We start from the raw sequence: 21,268 nt of genomic DNA on the forward strand, positions 1-21,268 counted from the left end.
ATTTCTTAACACCCAGATCTGCTGTGGTTCTGGTTTGCATTGCCCGGCCAGTCAGTCGCATCAGACCTTAGCCTTTTGTAGCGGCGCACCTTATCCGGGTGTTGCCACAAACAGACCACCGCCAATGGTTAATTGAAATCGCTGCGAAAGTCGCAGCTGAGATCTAAAACCATTATCAACCAACCAAATTCAAACCTATGAAATCCAACTCAACCACATGGGGAGACCAACCCTCCCCACACCAATCCATTGCATGGAAACATGTGAAGCATGTACTTCTGCTCATCACCATGATGTCATTGTTAACCGTGAACGCCCAAAAAATAGTGGGCTACACACCATCCTGGCTTGGGAGCGCCAATGACATTGATTATGATCGCCTCACCCACATCAACTATGCCTTTGCCCTACCTACCGCCTCAGGAGGAATTCAGCCGATTGAAAACCCGGGTAAACTCCAGAGCCTTGTAAGTCAGGGACACGCCAAAGGTGTGAAAGTCCTCATAGCCATAGGTGGCTGGGACCTGGGTGACGGAGGGGGCAATGACAGCCGGTTTAATACCCTGGCAGCTTCAGCTTCCACCAGAAACAATTTCGTGAACAGTGTGCTCAGTGTCATCAGTCAGTACAACCTGGATGGCGCAGACATTGACTGGGAATTTCCGGAACCTGTCAACGGGGCACCTGATAACAATTTCACCCTCCTCATGGGCCAGCTGTCAACCGCTCTTCATAACCAGGGCAAACTACTAACCGCTGCAGTCAATGGATCAGCCTGGGCCGCAGATGGCATTGCTAGTCAGGTATTTGGGTATGTAGATTTTCTCAACATCATGGCTTATGATGGAGATGCCGGGGCAGGACACTCCCCATACAGCTATGCAGAGAGTGCCCTCAATTACTACAAAGACCGGGGCTTGCCCGCAGGAAAAGCCGTCATAGGTGTCCCTTTTTATGCCCGACCCAGCTGGAAAGGATACAACACCCTCATTGCAGAGGGGGCCGATCCCTACTCAGACTATTACAACGGGGACTATTACAATGGAATCAACACCATCAAGGCCAAAACAGCACTGGCTAAATCGCAGGGGGGCGGCATTATGATCTGGACCCTGGACCATGACGTATCAGGTCAGCTCTCCCTGCTCAAAGCCATCAAAGATGAAATGGGTACAACCACCGGAGGATCGGGGGTCGCCACCCTATTCCAGCACTGTGATTATGGAGGCTACTCCGCATCATTGAATGTGGGCAACTATACCCTTGGCCAACTACAGGCCCTGGGTGTGGCCAATGATGACATCTCTTCCCTGCAAGTGCAAAGTGGCTATCAGATCACTATGTATCAGCACGACAACTTCACCGGGAATGTGCTGGTAAAAACAACCAATGACAACTGCCTGGTCAATGAAGGCTTCAATGACGATATCAGCTCAGTGATCGTAGCTCAGGCTTCTTCCGGCTGGTCTGCCACCATAGAAGCAGAAAACTGGACCGTACAATCCGGCACGCAGACCGAAGCATGTTCAGAAGGAGGCCAGAATGTAGGCTGGATAGATACCAATGACTGGATGGTTTGGGACATTAACCCTCCGGTGAGCGGTGCTTATACGGTGGAATACAGAGTGGCCAGCCCCAATGGCAGCGGCATGATCCAACTTGAAAAAGCTGGTGGAAGTCCGGTTTACGGCACAAGGTCCGTTCCAAATACCGGAGGTTGGCAAAACTGGACCACCATATCACACACCATCAACCTCTCCGGAGGCCAGCAACAGATTGCCATCAAAGCCGCAGTTGGTGGCTGGAACATCAACTGGCTCAGGCTAACCAGCGCCAGCGGATCCCGAACCATACAGGAGAACCAAAAAGCTCAAATTGATCACCTGGACCTGAAGCTTTTCCCCAACCCCACTTCTGACTATCTGGAAGTGCAGGGATCAACAGAAATCGGGCACTTTACCATATATGATATCAATGGAAAAACCATTTCCAGCAATCATTACAACCTCTCAGAGGATCATACAAAAATTGATGTCAGACAATTGAAAGCAGGGGCCTACTTCATCGGCCACTCCAACTCCAAAAAGGTCTTGCGATTTATCAAACAATAAACCAATCACTATGAAAACCCTACACAACCAATCAATTAAGAACATCATGATGCTGGTCTTCGGGCTGTGCACCTCCACCCTTCTCCAGGGGCAAAGCTGGAACCTGGTCTGGTCAGATGAATTTACCAATGGTATCGGGCCCGACTGGGTCTTTGAGACCGGTACCGGATCCGGGGGCTGGGGCAACAATGAACTCCAGTATTACCGACAGGAGAATGCAACCGTTGAAAACGGGCAACTCGTCATCACGGCCAGGAATGAAAGTTTCGGCGGGATGAACTACACCTCTGCACGAATGAAAACACAGGGCAGGAAGTCATGGAAATATGGAAAAATTGAAGCGCGCATTGCCATGCCTTCTTTTCAGGGTGTTTGGCCCGCCTTCTGGATGCTTGGCGATAACATTACTTCAGTAGGCTGGCCAGCATGTGGTGAAATAGATGTGATGGAGCATGTAAATACTGAAGCAGCCACCCATGGAACCATCCACTGGCAGGACCACAATAACAACTACGCCAACTATAGCGGAAGCACCAGCACAAACGTAACTGCATACCACACCTACTCTGTGGAGTGGGATGCCAACGCCATCAAGTGGTTTCTGGATGGAAACTTATACCATGAAGCAAGCATTGCCGGTGGGGTAAATGGCACCTCAGAGTTTCAAAACAACTTCTTTATCCTCCTTAATATGGCCATTGGTGGAAACTGGCCCGGATTTAACGTGGACAATGGAGCACTTCCAGCCAAAATGTATGTGGACTATGTAAGAGTGTACCAAAGTGGCGGTGGTACCCCCAGCGGTGTGGTCACCCTCTTCCAGCACTGCGATTATGGTGGCTACTCTGCTTCCCTGAATCCTGGTAGTTACACCCTGGGACAATTACAGGCACTCGGCGTGGCCAATGATGACATCTCATCCATCCAGGTTCAGTCCGGGTATCAGTTAACCATGTATCAGCACGACAACTTCACTGGGAATGTGCTGGTAAAAACCTCCAACGACAACTGCCTGGTCAACGAAGGCTTCAATGACGATATCAGCTCAGTGATCGTAGCTCAGGCTTCTTCGGGCTGGTCTGCCTCCATAGAAGCAGAAAACTGGACCGTACAATCCGGCACGCAGACCGAAGCATGTTCAGAAGGAGGCCAGAATGTAGGCTGGATAGATACCAATGACTGGATGGTTTGGGACGTTAACCCTCCGGCGAGCGGTGCTTATACGGTGGAATACCGAGTGTCCAGCCCCAATGGCAGCGGCATGATCCAACTTGAAAAAGCTGGTGGAAGCCCGGTATATGGCACGAGATCCGTCCCAAATACAGGCGGCTGGCAAAACTGGACCACAGTGTCCCACACCATCAGTTTGAGTGGTGGGCAGCAACAGATCGCCATCAAGGCTCTGGTTGGTGGATGGAACATTAATTGGCTCAAAATCACCAGTGCTGGCGGTGGCAGAGTAGCCACAGAAACCGCTAAACCTGAACCTAATGAAAAAATTACCCTGAGTCTTTTTCCCAACCCCACTTCAAGCCTCCTGAATATCAGGGGACTTCAGGGATCGGGCAGCTATCAGATATATGATCTCAGCGGCAGGGTTGTGCTGCAAGGCTCCCTAAGTAATGAAGAAGGTCTCTCTGTTGTGGATGTAAGCGCTTTGAAAGCCGGCTCATACTTTCTGGTAGAGTCATTGAGTCACACCAAAATGAGATTCATTAAGAAGTAATCAATTCCAACCATGGGCCGGAGAATTCCGGCCCACACTTAACCATAAACCTTAAATGTCACAATCATGAAAACCAAATTTTACCAATCACACTGGATTATCAAATTCTTTGTCGCCACCACGGTGATGCTCCTGTGCAGCCTCTCCACCTGGTCACAAACGCTCCCATATCTTGTGGAAAATAATTCGGCCTATCCGGACAATCAGGTATTTGTTGCCATCGTAGGAATCACTGATGGCCATGTATGGGTAGATCCTGCCACTGGACAGGTTCATCCCATGAGTCAATCTGACAACACAGTGCAGGGGCCTGTGAACGGAGGAAACCAGGGTCCTGGGGGAGATGGTAAGTATGCCAATTGCTTTCGTCGGCTGAGCGAAATCCCCAACCACACCATCAACATCCCGAAAATTGCAGGTTGTAGGATTATGATTTCCTTCGAAAGCCAGCTTTTCCTCTATTTCTTTGGCCACTCAGGAAATCCCAGCGGCTACGCTGCCCCCAACCTGGCCAACCCTACTGACCCCAATCAGGGGATTAAATTTGAGCTGGTTGAACTGACCTTTAACGACTTTGGCCTTTGGTGCAACACTTCAAGAGTGGATTCTTACCAGTACCCTATGGGACTGGAAGTATGGGGCAATGGCTTTTACAAAAAAGTAGGTGAGCAGAAAACCCACGCACAGATCATTTCCCAATGGCAAAGTACCGCCCCCTCTGAGTTCCAGAGTCTTCTCAATGCTTCCGAAGGAACCATTCATTTCCCAACCAAGACAAGTACCTTTCCTACCAACTTCTTTCAATCCTACATAGACGCCATCTGGTCCAAATACTCCAGCCAGCAGCTTGTGTTCAACTCGGGACAGGCAGGTGTTTGGAGAGGTAGCGTGCAGGGAAACCAGTTCGTATTCACTCGTGATGGAGATGGCCAGGTAGCCACCATTCCGGGTAAACCGACCACTATTGAAGCTATGGAAGGCAGTGGGGTCATGGCCTCCGGGGCTCAATGGGACCTGGTGGTTCAGGCTCAATTTGTAGCGGCCATCACCCGGCACACGATAGACCTGAATGTGGGATCAGGCGTGCTACAGGACTTTGGCAATACCTCTTCGTACTACCAAACCTGGCCTTATAACTGGTATGCCAAATTCTGGCATCAAACCGACATTAGTGTGGATGGGCAAACCTATGCTTTTGCCTACGATGATGTATTTGATCAATCCGCTACCATACACACACCTAGTCCTACCAATATCAAGATTACCGTGGGGGGCTTCTACGGAACCACCGGTGGAGGTGGCGGAGTGGTCACCCTTTATCAGCACTGTGATTATGGTGGTTACTCTGCCTCCCTGAATGTGGGCAGTTACACCCTGGGTCAATTACAGGCCCTGGGAGTGGCCAATGATGACATCTCATCTTTACAACTGCAAAGTGGCTACCAGATTACCATGTACCAGCACGATAATTTTGGTGGAAATGTACTGGTGAAAACCGCCAGTGACAACTGCCTGGTCAACGAGGGTTTCAATGATGACATTAGCTCTGTGGTAGTAGCACAGGTCTCTTCGGGATGGTCTACAACCATAGAAGCAGAAAATACCGCTGTGCAGTCCGGCACCCAGACCGAAGCATGTTCTGAAGGGGGGCTTAATGTCGGGTGGATAGATGCCAATGACTGGATGGTTTGGGATGTAAACATCCCTTCCAATGGCCCATATACAGTAGAATATCGGGTATCCAGTCCCAACAGCAACGGCATGATACAGTTGGAAAATGCAGGGGGCAGTCCTGTATATGGTACCAGGTCTGTTCCCAACACTGGCGGCTGGCAAAACTGGACATCAGTATCACACACTGTGAGCCTTAGTGCCGGTCAGCAGCAGATCGCCATCAAAGCCATCACAGGGGGCTGGAACATTAATTGGCTGAAGATCACCAGCAGCGGAGGAGCCAGAACGGCTGCAGACGAGGCTGTCAAAACAGAGGTAAATGCTGAAGAAAAACTGATCGTATTCCCCAACCCGGTACAGGATCTGCTGAGCGTCAAAGTACCAGGAAACGAAATGATTCAAACAGCAGTGATTCATGACCTGTCCGGACGACAAATGATCCGATGGACTGAATACAAAGAAGGGCCCATGGATATTGCTCAATTGAAGGCAGGACATTACCTCCTGAGCATCAAAACAACCAAAGGGTCCTACACCACAAGAATCATTAAAAAGTAAAGGCTGAACCAAAACAAAAAAGCCACGAGTATAAACACTCGTGGCTTTTTTGTTTGTATTCAATATGTTTATCTCCTGATATCCTGAGCATAGGTCTGAGGCAAGATGCGACCCCAGTCTCCCACAATCCCGATAACTGACAAAGTACCAGAGGGCAATACTACTCCGCTAAAGTCTGCACCCGGATAGGTAGTCACTATGGCCCCGCTGCTGTCATTGGAGAGTGCCCAGCTTCCCTCGAAAGTACGGGTACCATTGGCTTGTGGAAAGAAAACGTGGTCTATTCTTACCTTTTTACCCTGATAAAGGCCACTGTGCAAATCTTCAAAGGTGATGGTTTCCGGTTGTACATACACCTTTTCAGCTATTTTAATCCCCACAAGATCATTCACATCCAGCATACCTTTTTGTCCATTGACCAAAGCGCCTGTGGCTCCTTTGAGATTTAGCTGTACATGATCGCCCAAGGACACCATCCGGTCCGATCCAAACCTCAGGAAGATTCCGGCCGTGCTATCCTGAATGTAGGCAACATTATCACCCTGAACATTAGTACCAGAAGTAATCACACCTTTGATGAAGTAATCGTCGCCCAGCCAGAACTGATCATTGTGTTCCTCAAACATCGCTCGCAGTTCAGCAATTGAATGAAGCTCGTTGGATAGAACATCATCCTCTTCTATTCTCACTGTGAGAAAGGAGTTAGTCCCCATTACCAGGTCATCATGGAGGTCAATAATTTTGAACAAAACCTCAAAAGTGCCGAGTTTCAGCCGATCATTGATGGAATGAAAAGAAAAAGAAACTGACTCCATTCCAGGAAGCACCTCCAAATCAATTTCACCCAAAACTGTCACAGGAGAAGTGGTGAAATGAGTGCCATAGGCACGCCCAGCAGTCGCCTCCAGGCTGACAGTTAAAGGAACAGTGTGTGCTACACTACCTTCAATGGTTAGTTCTATCAGATAGTCCTCTCCTTCGGTCAGGTGTATAAAGGAATCGGCGAAGTTAACCACAGCGACCTCAGGGTGATTAGGCTCTCCCGATACTGATTTCATCAGGTGCATAGTGGATACCGTCTCGGTACCTAGTTGGAACGCCTCGGATGGGTTTAGTAAAGTGAGATTTACGAGTCTTTCGGTAGTATCAAGGGTAGATAAGCGGTGAATGTTAACCTCATAAAATTGCTGGCCCTTTAGAATGCCAAGTTGAATAATTCCATCCATTGCAGACGGGGTGGTGGTATAATCCACTCCATATTGGGCGGTACCGCTAAGTTGAATGCTTACCTGGCCACTGGTGACAGGTGCCTGATCCAGTGAAATGCCCATAGACAGAGAATCACCAGCACTTTCGATAAAGAGATCTTTATCAACGAAATCAATTGATGTTTTTGAATCTGGTTCGAGACTTGGCTCGAATTCATTTTCATCAACACATCCTATGACCCCCATCCCCAGGACAAGAGTAAGGAAAGTAGAAATTTTTGAAAACATGATGTTTGAGTAATTGACCTTGTGCGCCTCCGGTCTTCGACCCCCTATCCCTGTTTCAGGTAAAAATGTATGGCCTGATGTGGGACTAAAAAAACTCTCGGTATTAATACCATGAGTGCCTGGGTGAAAAATGACTTATTCAGCGCACAGCATTCGACTTTACAAATCCTGTGCCAAATTATTTCACTTTGTTTTCCAAATCAGGCATTTGGGATCAAAGCATCCTTCGCAGGCTATATTGCAAGCCCATTAATTCATTGGTCAGTCGAAGCTCATCGCCGTAAAACCATATTTCCCATTGGGTCTGGTCATGCTCAAAAATAAGTTTTCGATGCCTCGTGTTGATCACCACCCTGCCCCTTTCCAATAATCCATTCTGGTCCTCCATGCTGTAATTTCCCTCCCTATCCAGTTGAAATGAGGCAGACACCTTCTCTACTTCTCCATTTTTTCTGATTTTGTACAAATGCCACTTACCAACCACCCGCTCCTCAAATTCCGCAAAATCCGGAATCACTTCTATTCTTTTAAACCTCAGCTGAGTACCCCGGTACCCGTCCTCCAGGCCTCTTAAAATGATGAACTCCTTGAAGTACTTTATTTTCCAGCGGGTATTAAACCACGATCTGTCCTCACTGCGAAACTTAATCACCGGTGCATCAAAATGATACATTCCTACCTGATCACCGGACACTCTGGAAACCGCAAAGCTGTTATTGGCATTAATCTCGATGAAGGTGGGATTGGCAGACCTGGGCACGGCATCTACTTCCAAATGCTCCAACTCCCACAAGCCTGACAGCTCGTTTTTAGTCACCTGCTGACAGGCCATGCCGCCCAGGAAGATGGGTATCCAAAGCAGACTCAGTGGCAATCTTTTCATAAATCGGATAAAGAGACGAAAAATTGAAATTAGTCAAAGATACCCGCCCAGGCAAAATCACGGGCCACTCACACAATTGTGGATAAGTTTTACTCGTTCTTTTAGGGGTAACAGCCGCAGATTTGTCTTAAATTTAATAGCCACTAAAATAACACCGCCGTTATGCAATTGACATCACAAAAGAATCTCATCGCTCTGCAATCAGAGCTGAATCAACTCCAAAGGGAAATGTTGAGGAAAAGACAGGAAGGAAAGCTGGATGACATAGAAACCCTGGAACAGAAGGTAGATAAGCTTCACACGGAGCTCATCTCATTGAAAACCATGATTTCAGATTAATTAGCCGAATAGGTTGACATACCTACTCGCTAACCCATTAGTGGGTTAACTCAGAAATATTAAACCCCGTGGCCATAACCACGGGGTTTTTTGGTTGGAATAGCTAGTACTTACTTGATAATGAGGTTTCTGGTCTCCGTGCCCAGTTCGGAAGTTACACCCAGAATGTACACGCCCTTTTTCAAATGTGATGGCAATACCACCTCTTCCTGACCACCTTTGGCCACAGCCGTGTAAACTGTTTTTCCAGACACATCCATTAGTGACAATTGAACCTCAGGACTTACCTGATGATCCCATCGTACTTTGAACTCCTGATTGGTCACCGGATTTGGGAATACAGATAAAGCAACTGGTTCTACAAGCTCCGAAGGCTGATCAGGTGCCTGTCTTGCGCCTGCTCCGGTTCCCCAGGTGAACTGCTCCCATCCCTGAATGGTAGTCCTGTCACAGATCATCGCTGACAGGCCATTCTCTGAGGATACATACAATCCATTGTTTCCTCGCAGGGAAATGGTGCCATTACCGTTGCTCACCCAGTCGAAGGCTTCCCAGGCCTGCACAGTGGTTCTGTCGCACATCATCCCCGATTGGCCATTCATAGAGGATACATACCTTCCATTACTACCACGCAGGGCGATTTTCGTTCCGCCTGCACTTACCACAGTAAATTGCTCCCAGCCCTGTACAGAATTTCGGTTGCAGTTCATTGGAGTAGCGCCATTCTCAGATGAGGCGTATTGTCCATTGGAACCTCTCAGCCAAATGGTTTGGCCCACCGGTGCTCCGGTCCCCCCTCCAGTGGATTGATATACCCGCACATAGTCCACCTTCACTGAGGCGGGAAGTGCTCCGTTGTTCACATTGTTACCAGGGAGGTTTCCTCCTACTGCAAGATTGAGCAAAATGAAGAAGTTCTCATGGAACTCACTGGTGCCATTCACTCCATTCTGAATATTGGCTGTATGATAAAGATTTCCGTCCACAAACCATTTGATGGCGTTAGCATCCCATTCGATTGAATAAACGTGGTAACCAGTGACACTGACCCCTGTATTGCCTCCATAATGAACGTATCCGTTGTTATTCCAGTGCATGGTGCCAAGTACAGTATTGCTGGTATTGGTCTGCTCCATGATGTCTATTTCACCACATGATGGCCAGCCAACAGAAGTAATGTTATCGCCGAGCATCCAGAAGGCGGGCCATGACCCCTGAAAAGCCGGGAGCTGCATTCTCGCCTCTATCTTACCATATTTCCATGACTTCCTGCCCTGCGTCTTCATTCGTGCTGAGGTGTAGTTCATCCCGCCAAAGCTTTCGTTCTTCGCCGTAATTACAAGTTCTCCATTTTGCACTGTGGCGTTTTGCTGGCGATAATACTGGAGCTCATTGTTGCCCCAGCCCCCGGATCCGGTACCGGTTTCAAAGACCCAGTCGGGCCCGATACCATTGGTAAACTCATCTGCCCAGACCAACTGCCAGTTCTGTGCATCGGCCGCCCACGCTACCAGCGTCATAAGGGCAACCATTAATAATTGTCTGATTTTTAACATAGTGATTGTTTAGTTGATGAATGATTAATTAGGTTGAGATAATAATTACTGAATCCTCAATAGAAATCGATTTCAATTATGAAAGACTCAATCCAAATATAAAATTCACCTTACTTTTTGCATTATTTTGAATTACACTTTAAATACACCTGACTATTCACACCCATTGAGTCCATTACTTCAGACAAATACAACTCACTGATTATCAATTATATAACATTCCCGTAATCCAAGCACCCTTGCAGGCATTGTTGACACCACCACTGGTAGAACGCCCCTCAATACACCTGTATGAACGACCATGAGACAAATTTCACCCCTGATCCGGATCATCGATTCTTTAGAATATTCCAGAATAGCGTAATTTGGAAATGGCATACAACAGAATTATTCTCATGACTTTAATGCGACAAGGAATTTTGATCGTCATTTGCACCCTGTATGCGGGCATGGCTAAAGGATTTCAGGAAGAACCATTCGCGCAGAAAACCCTGGTTCGTGGGGCACCGGAGATTATTCACTATGGGCTGGACGATTTCCATAGCGATCCCATGATGATGGCCATGTGCCAGGATTCATCCGGGGTGAAATACTTCGGAAATCAGGATGGTGCCCTCGTTTTCGATGGAGAAAACTGGCAGCGAATAGCGTTGCCTAATAAGTCTCTCGTGAAGGCCCTCCACTACGGCTCTGATCACAAGGTCTACCTGGGTGGTTTCAATGAGTTCGGCACCATCGAGCGGGATGGGTTTGGCCGGTACCATTATCACTCCATGGTCCACCTGGCTCCGGAAGATGACCTTGATCTTGATTTTGTCTATGACATCCATGAGGTACAGGGGCACGTCATTTTCCGAAGCGTATCCAAACTTATTGCCATTACAGGTCAGAAAGCTTTCACCATTCCTACCGGAGGCTTTTACACCTCTGAGGTAGTGAATGATCGGCTATACATGGCCAACTGGTCGGATGGCCTCAAGGTGTTCGATCTGCACACCATGAATTTCGAACTCCTTATCTCCAAGGAATCATATGAGTGGAATCCTATAGTGTCCATCACTGCCGGGAACTCGGCAGAAATGTTAAGCATCTTCACCAGAGATGGTCAGGTATATAGTTATCACCTTGAAAGCAAGGATTTTTCCCTTGCCAGAGTTCTTTTTGACCAAAAGTCTACTAATCAGGTAACCAGTGTGATAAGAACAAAGCAGGGGGATTACTACGTGGGCACCTTATCCAACCAGCTGATCATGCTCACAGCCAGTGGTGAAACAATACCCCTGGATAAGACCAGAATCAGTCTGCAGGATGAGTCAGTAAACAGTCTTTTCGAAAGCGATAACGGCAACTTATGGGTGCTCCTGGACAACGGAATTGATTGCATCAATCTGTCCTCTCCATCGTCCATTGTCTTTAACAAGGCTTCGGTATTCGATGTGAATATACATCATGTAACCATGTACATAGCCACCAATCAGGGCGTTTGGGCCTCAGTGAATCCACCAGGTACTGAGCCATTTATGCACATGGATTTTGAGCCGATTCCAGGATTGGAAGGACAGGCCTGGTCACTCCAGACTTTCGGGAGTCAACTGCTTTGCGGACATGAAAAAGGGCTGTTCGTCATCCGTGGTAACGATAGCCAGCAAATCCCCGGAACTGATGGAGTATGGAAAGTGATTCCAATTGCAGAAAAACCGGGGCAGTACCTGGTGTGTACCTACTACAACCTCCAACTCCTGACTGTCGATTCCGCAGGCAATTTCCGGATTCGAAACGTGGTTTCCGGGTTTTCCGAGTCCAGCAGGGATATCCTGCAGAGCGAGCCGGGTGTTTTCTGGGTATGTCATGGTTTCAAAGGGGTCTTCCGCATCAAAGTAGCCCCCGACTATCAGCGTGTCGTCAGTGTTCAGCATTTCGAGAAAGCCGGGCTCCCGGCGCCTTACAATGTCAACGTATTCTCCTGTAATGGTGAAGCCGTATTTTCAACCCAGGCTGGTATATACACCTTCAATGATTCGCTCAACTTATTCCAGCCTCATCCTTTGCTGAACAAGGTATTGGATCCCAAAAAGGAGACGAGAAAGCTTTTGGATACCAAACACAGGACCTGGTACATTCATAATGACGAGGTGGGCTTTTTCAATAAGGATGATCAGTTCACACTTCACAGTGAACCTTTTCTGCAAACCCGTGGTGCTTTCAATAAACAAATGGAAACCATTCTCCCGCTGATCAATGGTGTCCTGATCGGGACTAAAAAAGGACTCTTTGCATTTGATCTCACCCCAAAAACCGATTCCCTTACTTCTTATCCTGTGAGGATCAGCCAGCTCAGTTTCACCAAAGGCGATCAGCGCCTGCTTTTACCATTAGAGAACCCACTGGAACTTCAGGCCGCGCAAACGCAAAACCTCCGATTGGAATATGCGGTACCTCAAATGGACATGCTGAATGAAGTAAGGTATAGTTACCAACTCTCAAAAGCGGATCAGGGCTGGTCAGACTGGGAAGAAAAACCGTGGAAAGAGTACACGGCCCTCACACCCGGCACCTATGAATTTTCCGTACGGGCCCAAAGCAAACTCGGCGAATCATTTCTGGCGGCAAGCCGCACCCTTATTGTAAGGCCACCATGGCATCAAACAACACTCGCATTTTTAATCTATTCCATCATGGGACTCGCGCTCATCTTCCTCTGCGTCAAGGGCATTCTCAGGCTGATCGAACAGCAGAAGCGGCGAACCATACTTGAGGCTGAGAAGCAAAACAAAATACTCAGACTGGAACTGGACAGGATGCAGCTGGCACAGGAAAAAAATCAATTTGAAACTGCGAAATCTTCACTTGAGGGGGATTTGATACTGAAAACCAAGGAGCTCGTGAACTATGCCACTCTACTCTCCCGCAAGCAGGAGCTGATGATGGAGCTGCGGGAGGAGCTCGTCAGGCTTGAGGATACCACCAAAAATGAAAAAACCCGACGGGATCTTAAGGCACTCATTCGAAAAATAAAGTCCCGGCTCAACAACGACGATTACATCAAAGTATTTGAGGCTAATTTTGAGCGTGTACATCACCAGTTTTTTAGTGAGCTCCGGGAGCGATACCCCGATCTGAATAGCAAAGAACTCCGACTCTGTGCATTGGTGAAAATGAACCTGACCAACAAAGAAATTGCACCCATTATGAACATTTCCATAAGGGGGATAGAAACAGCCCGCTATCGCTTGCGCAAACGCCTGAGTATCCATGACGACATGGTGGAATTCCTCGAAAAACTTTCTCCTTAAGAGATCGTTGGACGAAAGAGGACTACATTCCTTATCAGTAACACAAACTTTCTATATTTGTGCGCTTATGAAGTTTCATCAATCCGTACTTATTGCGCTCTTACTGAGCATTCAGGCCTTAGGCCCTATTTCGGATTTGTGCTGTGAACTTCCCAAGCTTCCTAATCTCATCAATCATTTCTATGAGCATCAGGCGTTTGATAACGATTCCTTTCTTGAGTTTCTGGCAGAAGACTATTTCGCAGGCACAGGAGACGAGCAAGGACACCATGAGGATGATGGCCATGAAAACCTGCCCTTTCATGGCAACCACCATTGTGGGCATGCCTTCGTGTTTGTGACTCCCCTCCTGATCCAACAGTTAAAATCGCCCTCTTTTACCACAGTTTCCAATTTTTCCATCTATCAGGCTCCAACCTCCACAGCCTACCCCGACTCCCCCTTTCAACCACCCAAAGGTTGAAACACTATCATACTATTTAGAAGTTTGTTCGGTCACTCCAGACCAGAGGGATCATCGTATCTCCTCATCAGACTTCAGCTGAATCTTTTTAAGGGTTCAAAACACATGAAATATTCATAAGACTTAATTAATCATCATTACTTATGCTTGATCAAATCATTCGATTTTCAGTTCAAAATAAACTGATCATCGGCCTGTTTACTTTCGGGCTTGTCATCTGGGGTGGATATTCACTCCGGCAGCTGCCCATTGATGCAGTGCCCGATATTACCAATAATCAGGTGCAGGTGATCACCACCTCCCCCTCCTTATCAGCAGAAGAGGTGGAGCGACTGATCACCTTCCCTGTGGAGATCACGATGGCCACCATACCGGAAATTGAGGAAATTCGCTCTTTCTCACGATTCGGCTTATCTGTTGTCACTATCGTATTCAAAGAAAATGTGGATGTATACTGGGCACGACAGCAGGTCAACGAGCGCATGGCGGCAGTCGAGGCTCAAATTCCGGCTGGAGTGGGCAAACCCGGCATGGCTCCCATCACCACGGGCCTCGGCGAAATCTATCAATATGTGATAGATACAGAGCCCGGTTACGAGGATCAGTATGATGCCCGTGAACTTCGCAGCATTCAGGACTGGATTGTCCGTCGGCAGCTTCTCGGCACGCCCGGAGTGGCGGATGTCAGTAGTTTTGGGGGATACCTCAAACAATACGAAATAGCGGTAGATCCGGATCATCTCAAAGCGATGAATGTATCTATAGCCGAGGTATTTCGTGCCCTGGAGGCCAACAATGAAAACACCGGGGGTGCCTACATAGAAAAAGACCTTACCGCACTGTTCATTCGAAGCGAAGGCCTCATTGGCAATCTGGAGGACATCCGAAATATTGTGATTAAGAACAATCAGGATGGTATTCCCGTCCTGATTAAGAACGTTGGAAAAGTGCAGCTGGGCAGTGCCATTCGCTATGGAGCCACCACCAAAAACGGACAAGGCGAGGTTGTGAGCGCCATTGTCATGATGTTGAAAGGTGAAAACTCAGCTGAAGTCATTCACAACGTGAAATCCCGAATTGAAGAAATTCAAAAGACGCTCCCCGAAGGGGTGATTATTAAACCCTTCCTGGACAGAACCAAGCTGGTAGATAATGCCATAGGTACGGTGACCAAAAACCTGACCGAAGGGGCACTCATCGTAATCTTCGTATTGCTGCTCCTCCTGGGCAATTTGCGGGCTGGCCTCATCGTGGCGTCGGTCATTCCATTGGCACTTCTGTTCGCTTTTTCCATGATGAACCTATTTGGAGTTTCCGGCAACCTGATGAGCCTTGGCGCCATTGATTTTGGGCTGATCGTAGATGGTGCGGTGATCATCGTGGAAGCCACCATGCATCACCTTGGTCTGCTCAAGCTCGGCAGGAAACTCACCCAAACGGAGATGGATGAGGAGGTATACCAGTCAGCCAGTAAAATCCGAAACTCAGCAGCCTTCGGTGAAATTATCATTCTGATTGTTTACCTACCCATCCTGGCATTGGTAGGAACGGAAGGCAAAATGTTTGGTCCGATGGCACAGACAGTGAGTTTTGCCATACTCGGTGCCTTCATTCTCTCGCTCACCTATGTGCCAATGGCGTCAGCGATGTTTCTGAGCAAAAAAACTACCTACAAGGCCAATATCTCGGACAAAATCATGTCGTTTTTTTACAAACTCTACTCCCCCACCATCCAATGGGCGATGCACAAACGAATCCTCATACTAACGGTATCCGCTGCCCTTTTTGGAGGCTCATTGTGGTTGTTTTCAACCATGGGTGGGGAGTTTATCCCTACATTGGAAGAGGGTGACTTTGCCGTAGAAACCAGGGTGATTTCAGGGAGTTCACTCAAAAACACCATCAAGGCCACTACTCAGGCTGAGCAAATACTGCTCACCCAATTTCCCGAAATAGAGCAGGTAGTGTCTAAAATTGGTTCAGGTGAAATTCCTACCGATCCGATGCCTCCAGAGGCTGCAGACCTCATGATCATCCTCAAAGACCGAAGTGAATGGGTGTCTGCCTCCAGCAGAGAGGAACTTGCCAACAAAATGGCCGAGGCCCTTTCAGTCATCCCTGGCGTCACTTTTGGTTTTCAACAGCCCATACAGATGCGGTTCAACGAACTCATGACTGGGGTGCGGCAGGATGTGGCCATCAAAATATACGGCGAAGACCTGGAAAGCCTATCCCAGTATGCTGATCAGATTGGCCGGATTGTCTCAGGTGTAGACGGGGCTGTAGACTTGTACATAGAAGAAGTCACCGGAATCCCACAAATAGTCATCGACTATAAAAGAGATCAGCTGGCCAAATTTGGCCTTAATGTGCGGGAGGTCAATCAAACCATTCAGGCCGCATTTGCAGGATCATCCGCTGGCCTGGTTTACGAAGGTGAGAAACGTTTCGACCTGGTAGTAAGGCTGAGCAAAAGCAACAGAAGCAACCTGGAAGATGTACGCGGCCTCTACGTTGTGAGGCCAGACGGTCATCAGGTCCCCTTGTATCAGGTGGCGGATGTCTCTATTCAAGACGGGCCTTACCAGATCCAGCGTGATGATACCCGCAGGAGAATCATCGTGGCCTTTAACGTCAGAAACAGAGATGTGGAAAGCATCGTCACCGAAATTCAGAGAAAAATAGAATCCTCAGTCGTTCTGGCTCCCGGTTATGCCATCTCCTATGGTGGTCAGTTTGAAAACTTGGTGGAAGCCCGTCAGCGACTGGCTGTGGCGGTACCTCTGGCCCTGCTGCTTATCTTTGTCTTATTGTATTTCACCTTTGGGTCCGTGAAACAGGGCATACTGATCTTCACAGCCATTCCCCTTTCAGCCATTGGTGGGATTCTGGCCCTCTGGATCAGAGGCATGCCTTTTAGCATTTCAGCCGGAGTTGGCTTTATAGCGCTGTTTGGTGTAGCGGTGCTCAACGGCATTGTGCTGATCTCTGAGTTCAACCGACTAAAATCCAATGGTGTCTCTGATATTTTTGAGCGGATTTACAAGGGAACACAGGTTCGCCTTCGGCCGGTAATATTGACTGCTGCTGTTGCTTCTATGGGCTTTCTTCCGATGGCCCTGTCTCAGTCTGCCGGTGCTGAAGTGCAGAAGCCACTGGCCACGGTGGTTATTGGTGGGCTTATGACCGCCACCTTGCTCACGCTCGTAGTACTGCCGGTCCTGTACTATTATTTTGAGAAAAAAGTAAAACTACGCCCGGGGGCGCTGCTTCTTGGGTTGATGCTTGGGAGCATTTTCATACCGACAAATCCCGCCTTTGCCCAGGAGCCTCAGGTAATATACCTATCGGCAGATCAGGCCGTTACCCTTGCGATTCAAAATAACCCAGGTCTCAGGGCCATAGACTTGCAGACCGAACAGCAACGTGTGCTAAAAGGCGCAAGCTGGAGTATCCCGAAGACTGAGCTCTCCCTTACACACGGTCAGTACAATAGCGCTTACACTGATGACAACCAATTTAACATCAATCAGAGCCTGGCCTTTCCTACTGTGTATGCCAATCAACGTAAGTTGTCAAACGCCAGAATAGAAAGCCAGGAGCGACTTTACCTAGCTTCGGCAAATGAGCTGAAGCAGCAAGTGAAGGCCATCTGGTATGAATGGTGGTGGCAGGAAAGCAGGCGCCAATTACTTCTGCGTCAGGATAGTATCTTTCAGCGATTTGCTGCTTCGGCTACCCTTAGATATGAAACCGGCGAAAGTAACCTGTTGGAAAAGGCCACTGCAGCCTCCCAGGTAGCCGAAATCGCGGTAAGGCTTCAGCAGAGTGAGGCTGATATCGAAATCTTAAGGACCAAAATGAAAACCCTGCTGAACACGACGGAACCCATCGGTATCTCCATGGGGCCTGTCCGTTCACAGCAAAACTTTCATTTGCCGGAAGAACCCAGCATCGCGGAGAACCCCACTCTGGTATGGTACCAACAGCAAATTAAAGTGGCTGACAGGCAAAAATCACTGGAACAATCTCAACTGCTGCCAGACATCAGGCTGGGTTATTTCAATCAATCGCTCAATGGGCCTGGTCAGACCACGGCGGGAGATCCGGTGGTGTACTCCTACGGAGACCGGTTCACCGGATTTCAGGTGGGGCTGGCCATCCCGCTTTTCGGGGCGAGTGCCCAGGTATCCGAAATAAGAGCCGCCGAGCTGAAAAAGGAACAAACCAGTCTCCAGCTTGAGGCAATGACTAATCAACTTGAAGGCCAGCTTAGGTCCCTGATCCAGCAGTATGAAAAATCACTAACGAGCCTGAAGTATTATCAGGAAAATGCTCTTCCTCAGGCCGAGCTGATCCTGGAGCAATCCCAAAAGGGTTTTGCCAGTGGTGAAATCAACTATGTGGAGTATGTTCAGGGCTTAGACCGGGCCCTTTCTATTCAATTCAATTACCTGGACATTATTAATCAACATAACCAGACGCTCATAAGCATCGCTTACATCTCTGGTATTCTTTAAAAACTAAGTCATGAAAAATATAACATTCAATAATCTCATTTGCCTCGCGTGGGTAATTCTGATACCTCTGTTGACCTCTTGTTCTCAGCCAGAGGGTGAAAGCGAGAAGGAAGAACATACTGAGGGCACCAAGGTGGAGTTGACTCAGGCGCAGCAGGACCTGGCAGCCATCACAATCGGAAAAATAGAAAAGCGGACAATTGGAAGTGAGCTACGGGTAAGTGGCATCATCGACGTGCCCCCTCAAAGCAATATTTCCATTAACCTACCTTATGGTGGTTTTGTAAAGTATACCGAAATGTTACCCGGAACCCGGGTGAAAAAAGGTCAGTTCTTGGTGGCTATAGAAAACCCTCAGTTCATCCAGTTTCAGCAGGAATACCTGGAAGGACTGGCCAACCGTGAGTACCTCAAGGCAGATTTCGAGCGCCAGTCATCCTTGTATGATGAAAAAGTGGCTTCGGGAAAGAGCTTCCAGCAAGCCAAAAGTGCCTACCTGTCCAATGAAGCCAGGATCAAATCTATGGAAGCCCGACTGAAACTTATTGGGTTTGACCTGAGTCAAGTGCAGGCAGGAAACATCTCAGCGGGCGTGCGCATTTACTCTCCTGAGAGTGGATCCATCCGGGAAGTTTTCACCAATGTGGGCAAATACGTAGGTCCTCAGGATGCCATTATGAACATCACCAATTCGGAAGATCTTCACGTAGAACTCTCCGTCTTTGAAGATGATATTCCCATGGTAGCTAAGGGTCAGCGCATTCGTTTTTCGTTGGCCAATAGTCCCGACAACTGGCGCGAGGCGGAGGTGTTTCTCGTTGGCAGTGGGGTCAGAGAAGATCGTACGGTGACAGTACATGGACATTTAAAGGAAGAATCTGCCGATCTGCTACCGGGCATGTACGTTTCCGCCCGGATCGAAACTGGAAGTCATGCTGTATGGGCCGCGCCTGATGAATCCATCGTTCGCTTTGGGGGTAAGCACTTCGTGTTCGCTTTTCTGGAAAAGTCAACAGAGAATGACCAACCAATCTATGTCTATGATATGATCGAGGTAATCAAAGGAATCAGTGAAGACGGGTATACAGAAGTCGTCTCGTTAGCGGATTCTTCGCTGAACGTTAATACCATCAATCTTGTGACCCGTGGAGCCTTCACGCTGCTTGCCAAAAGCAAGAACAGCGAGGAAGAAGGTCACGGACACTAGTGGAAACCAGCCCGTCCATAACGAAAACAGGCCGCTCAAAAAGATTTTGAGCGGCCTGTTTTTATAATATCAACATTCACCTATACTGCCCGATTGACAAAACGTTCTCTCATCATAATGGGCAGTGTGAACCCCTGAAACAGAATAGAACACACCACCACTACGTAGGTCATCGTGATCAGAAGTTCCTTCCCCGGAAAGTTGTGCAGTGCCAGTATGAGTGCTATGGGCAATCCGCCCCGGAATGCACCCCATGTCATGACAGGAATGGTATTTTTATCGAAATGAAAATTGCCGGACATGATTTTCACTGGAATGAATATGCTTAGCCATCGCCCAAAAAGCACCACGTTTACCGCGATAAATCCCGCCGCGAAAAATTCCATGCGCCATTCCAAAACCAGCATTTCCAGACCCATCAATACAAAGAGCATTACGGCCATAGTCTGCTCCATCAGGTTCCAGAACTTGTAAACGTAGGATCCCACAATCTCCTCACCCTTTTTCACAGGATTGGCCCCACCCCTGCTGAGGTAGCCAATGAGCAGTCCCATAATAAGTGAAACCATTTTCGAATAAATACTGAAGAACCCTGAAATAAAGGACCCTACAAGCACCAGTGCAATGGTGATCAACACCTCAATATGCACATCATCATTATCTATAAATTTCAAAAGTCTGAAACCAATAAAGCCCATGAGAACGCCAATGGTGATTCCGCCCAGGATCTCCAGCAATAGTATTTGAGCAAAGGTGACAAACGTAATGTTCTGGTCTCCTGTAACGATCGCCACGTGGTAGAGCACAAAGGCCAAAACCACAGAAAAAGCACCGTTAAACAGAGACTCACCCTCAAGTTTAATCTCCAATATTTTGGGTAATGAAAATCTTTTGGTCGTGTTAGAGGAAGAGATAGGATCGGTGGAGGAAATCACAGCACCAAATACAAGGCTATACATATAGCTAATCTCAATGTTCACTCCATTAAGGATAAAGTACAATGTCGTACCAATTACAAGCGTTGAAATGATGGCACCAACGATGGATACCACTATGATTGGAAGCTTCTGGTCTCCCAATTTGTTGATGTCCATATTCAATCCGCCCGCAAACAGGATCACGCTGATCACCATCTGATTGAGAACATCGCGAAAATCAAAAGACTTTATTTCTGTAGCTATTTCCCACTCCGGAAACAAAATTTCAGTCATTAGAACAACTACCGACAGGATAAGGGTGAGGATCATCAACCCCAAAGACGAGGGCAGCTTCAGGTAAAGCGTGTTCAAAAAGATGAACAGACCTGAAACGAAAATGAGGAGGGCTATTAAATCGAATATGTGCATTTCACTAAATTTTTACAATTTTAACCTATAAACCCACAGCTGGCATTCAGAATATTCTTGTAAAGGAGACTCAGTAATAATACGCGCTATTCAGTA

General features: G+C 47.8%; 12 protein-coding genes. 8 read left to right on the forward strand and 4 right to left on the reverse strand.

Annotated features, from left to right (window positions below):
* Positions 1-197: 197 nt before the first annotated feature.
* The 3 genes from RIH33_RS11590 to RIH33_RS11600 all read left to right on the forward strand — a co-directional run bounded on the left by RIH33_RS11590 (position 198) and on the right by RIH33_RS11600 (position 6,069).
* Positions 198-2,111 carry a glycosyl hydrolase family 18 protein gene (locus tag RIH33_RS11590; RefSeq protein WP_406652972.1) on the forward strand — a complete coding sequence of 638 codons (1,914 nt, stop codon included), beginning with the start codon at positions 198-200 and terminating at the stop codon, positions 2,109-2,111.
* Between the two features lie 10 nt (positions 2,112-2,121).
* Positions 2,122-3,837 carry a carbohydrate-binding protein gene (locus RIH33_RS11595; protein WP_406652973.1) on the forward strand — a complete coding sequence of 572 codons (1,716 nt, stop codon included), beginning with the start codon at positions 2,122-2,124 and terminating at the stop codon, positions 3,835-3,837.
* Between the two features lie 66 nt (positions 3,838-3,903).
* A complete protein-coding gene (locus RIH33_RS11600) occupies positions 3,904-6,069 on the forward strand; it encodes a beta-1,3-glucanase family protein (RefSeq protein ID WP_406652974.1) in 2,166 nt (721 codons plus the stop codon).
* A 68-nt stretch (positions 6,070-6,137) separates the two neighbouring features.
* Here the strand turns inward: RIH33_RS11600 and RIH33_RS11605 are convergent, their stop codons facing one another.
* A complete protein-coding gene (locus tag RIH33_RS11605; protein ID WP_406652976.1) occupies positions 6,138-7,565 on the reverse strand; it encodes a DUF5689 domain-containing protein in 1,428 nt (475 codons plus the stop codon).
* A 214-nt stretch (positions 7,566-7,779) separates the two neighbouring features.
* The gene (locus RIH33_RS11610) at positions 7,780-8,448 is read right to left on the reverse strand and encodes a hypothetical protein (protein ID WP_406652978.1); all 669 of its coding nucleotides are present in this window, start codon (positions 8,446-8,448) and stop codon (positions 7,780-7,782) included.
* A 162-nt stretch (positions 8,449-8,610) separates the two neighbouring features.
* Between RIH33_RS11610 and RIH33_RS11615 the strand changes: the two genes are divergently transcribed.
* Positions 8,611-8,787, forward strand: a complete 177-nt coding sequence (locus tag RIH33_RS11615) for a hypothetical protein (RefSeq protein ID WP_406652979.1) — start codon at positions 8,611-8,613, stop codon at positions 8,785-8,787.
* Positions 8,788-8,897: 110 nt separating this feature from the next.
* Here RIH33_RS11615 and RIH33_RS11620 read toward each other — a convergent pair whose 3' ends face one another.
* Complete coding sequence (locus RIH33_RS11620; protein WP_406652981.1) at positions 8,898-10,343, reverse strand: family 16 glycosylhydrolase; 1,446 nt, start codon at positions 10,341-10,343, stop codon at positions 8,898-8,900.
* Between the two features lie 404 nt (positions 10,344-10,747).
* Between RIH33_RS11620 and RIH33_RS11625 the strand changes: the two genes are divergently transcribed.
* From RIH33_RS11625 to RIH33_RS11640, 4 genes are all read left to right on the forward strand, one after another.
* Entirely contained in the window at positions 10,748-13,636 is a 2,889-nt protein-coding gene (locus RIH33_RS11625) for a hypothetical protein (RefSeq protein WP_406652982.1), read from the forward strand.
* A 67-nt stretch (positions 13,637-13,703) separates the two neighbouring features.
* On the forward strand, positions 13,704-14,099 hold the full coding sequence (locus tag RIH33_RS11630) for a hypothetical protein (RefSeq protein ID WP_406652983.1): 396 nt from the start codon (positions 13,704-13,706) through the stop codon (positions 14,097-14,099).
* Positions 14,100-14,242: 143 nt separating this feature from the next.
* Positions 14,243-18,619 carry a CusA/CzcA family heavy metal efflux RND transporter gene (locus RIH33_RS11635; protein WP_406652984.1) on the forward strand — a complete coding sequence of 1,459 codons (4,377 nt, stop codon included), beginning with the start codon at positions 14,243-14,245 and terminating at the stop codon, positions 18,617-18,619.
* A gap of 10 nt (positions 18,620-18,629) precedes the next feature.
* On the forward strand, positions 18,630-19,826 hold the full coding sequence (locus RIH33_RS11640; RefSeq protein ID WP_406652985.1) for an efflux RND transporter periplasmic adaptor subunit: 1,197 nt from the start codon (positions 18,630-18,632) through the stop codon (positions 19,824-19,826).
* Between the two features lie 80 nt (positions 19,827-19,906).
* On the opposite strand, the gene RIH33_RS11645 is transcribed toward RIH33_RS11640, so the two are convergent.
* Entirely contained in the window at positions 19,907-21,172 is a 1,266-nt protein-coding gene (locus tag RIH33_RS11645) for a cation:proton antiporter (protein WP_406652986.1), read from the reverse strand.
* Positions 21,173-21,268 lie beyond the last annotated feature (96 nt).

The organism is Marinoscillum sp. (genome assembly GCF_040222955.1).
In the GTDB taxonomy this organism is placed as follows: domain Bacteria; phylum Bacteroidota; class Bacteroidia; order Cytophagales; family Cyclobacteriaceae; genus Marinoscillum.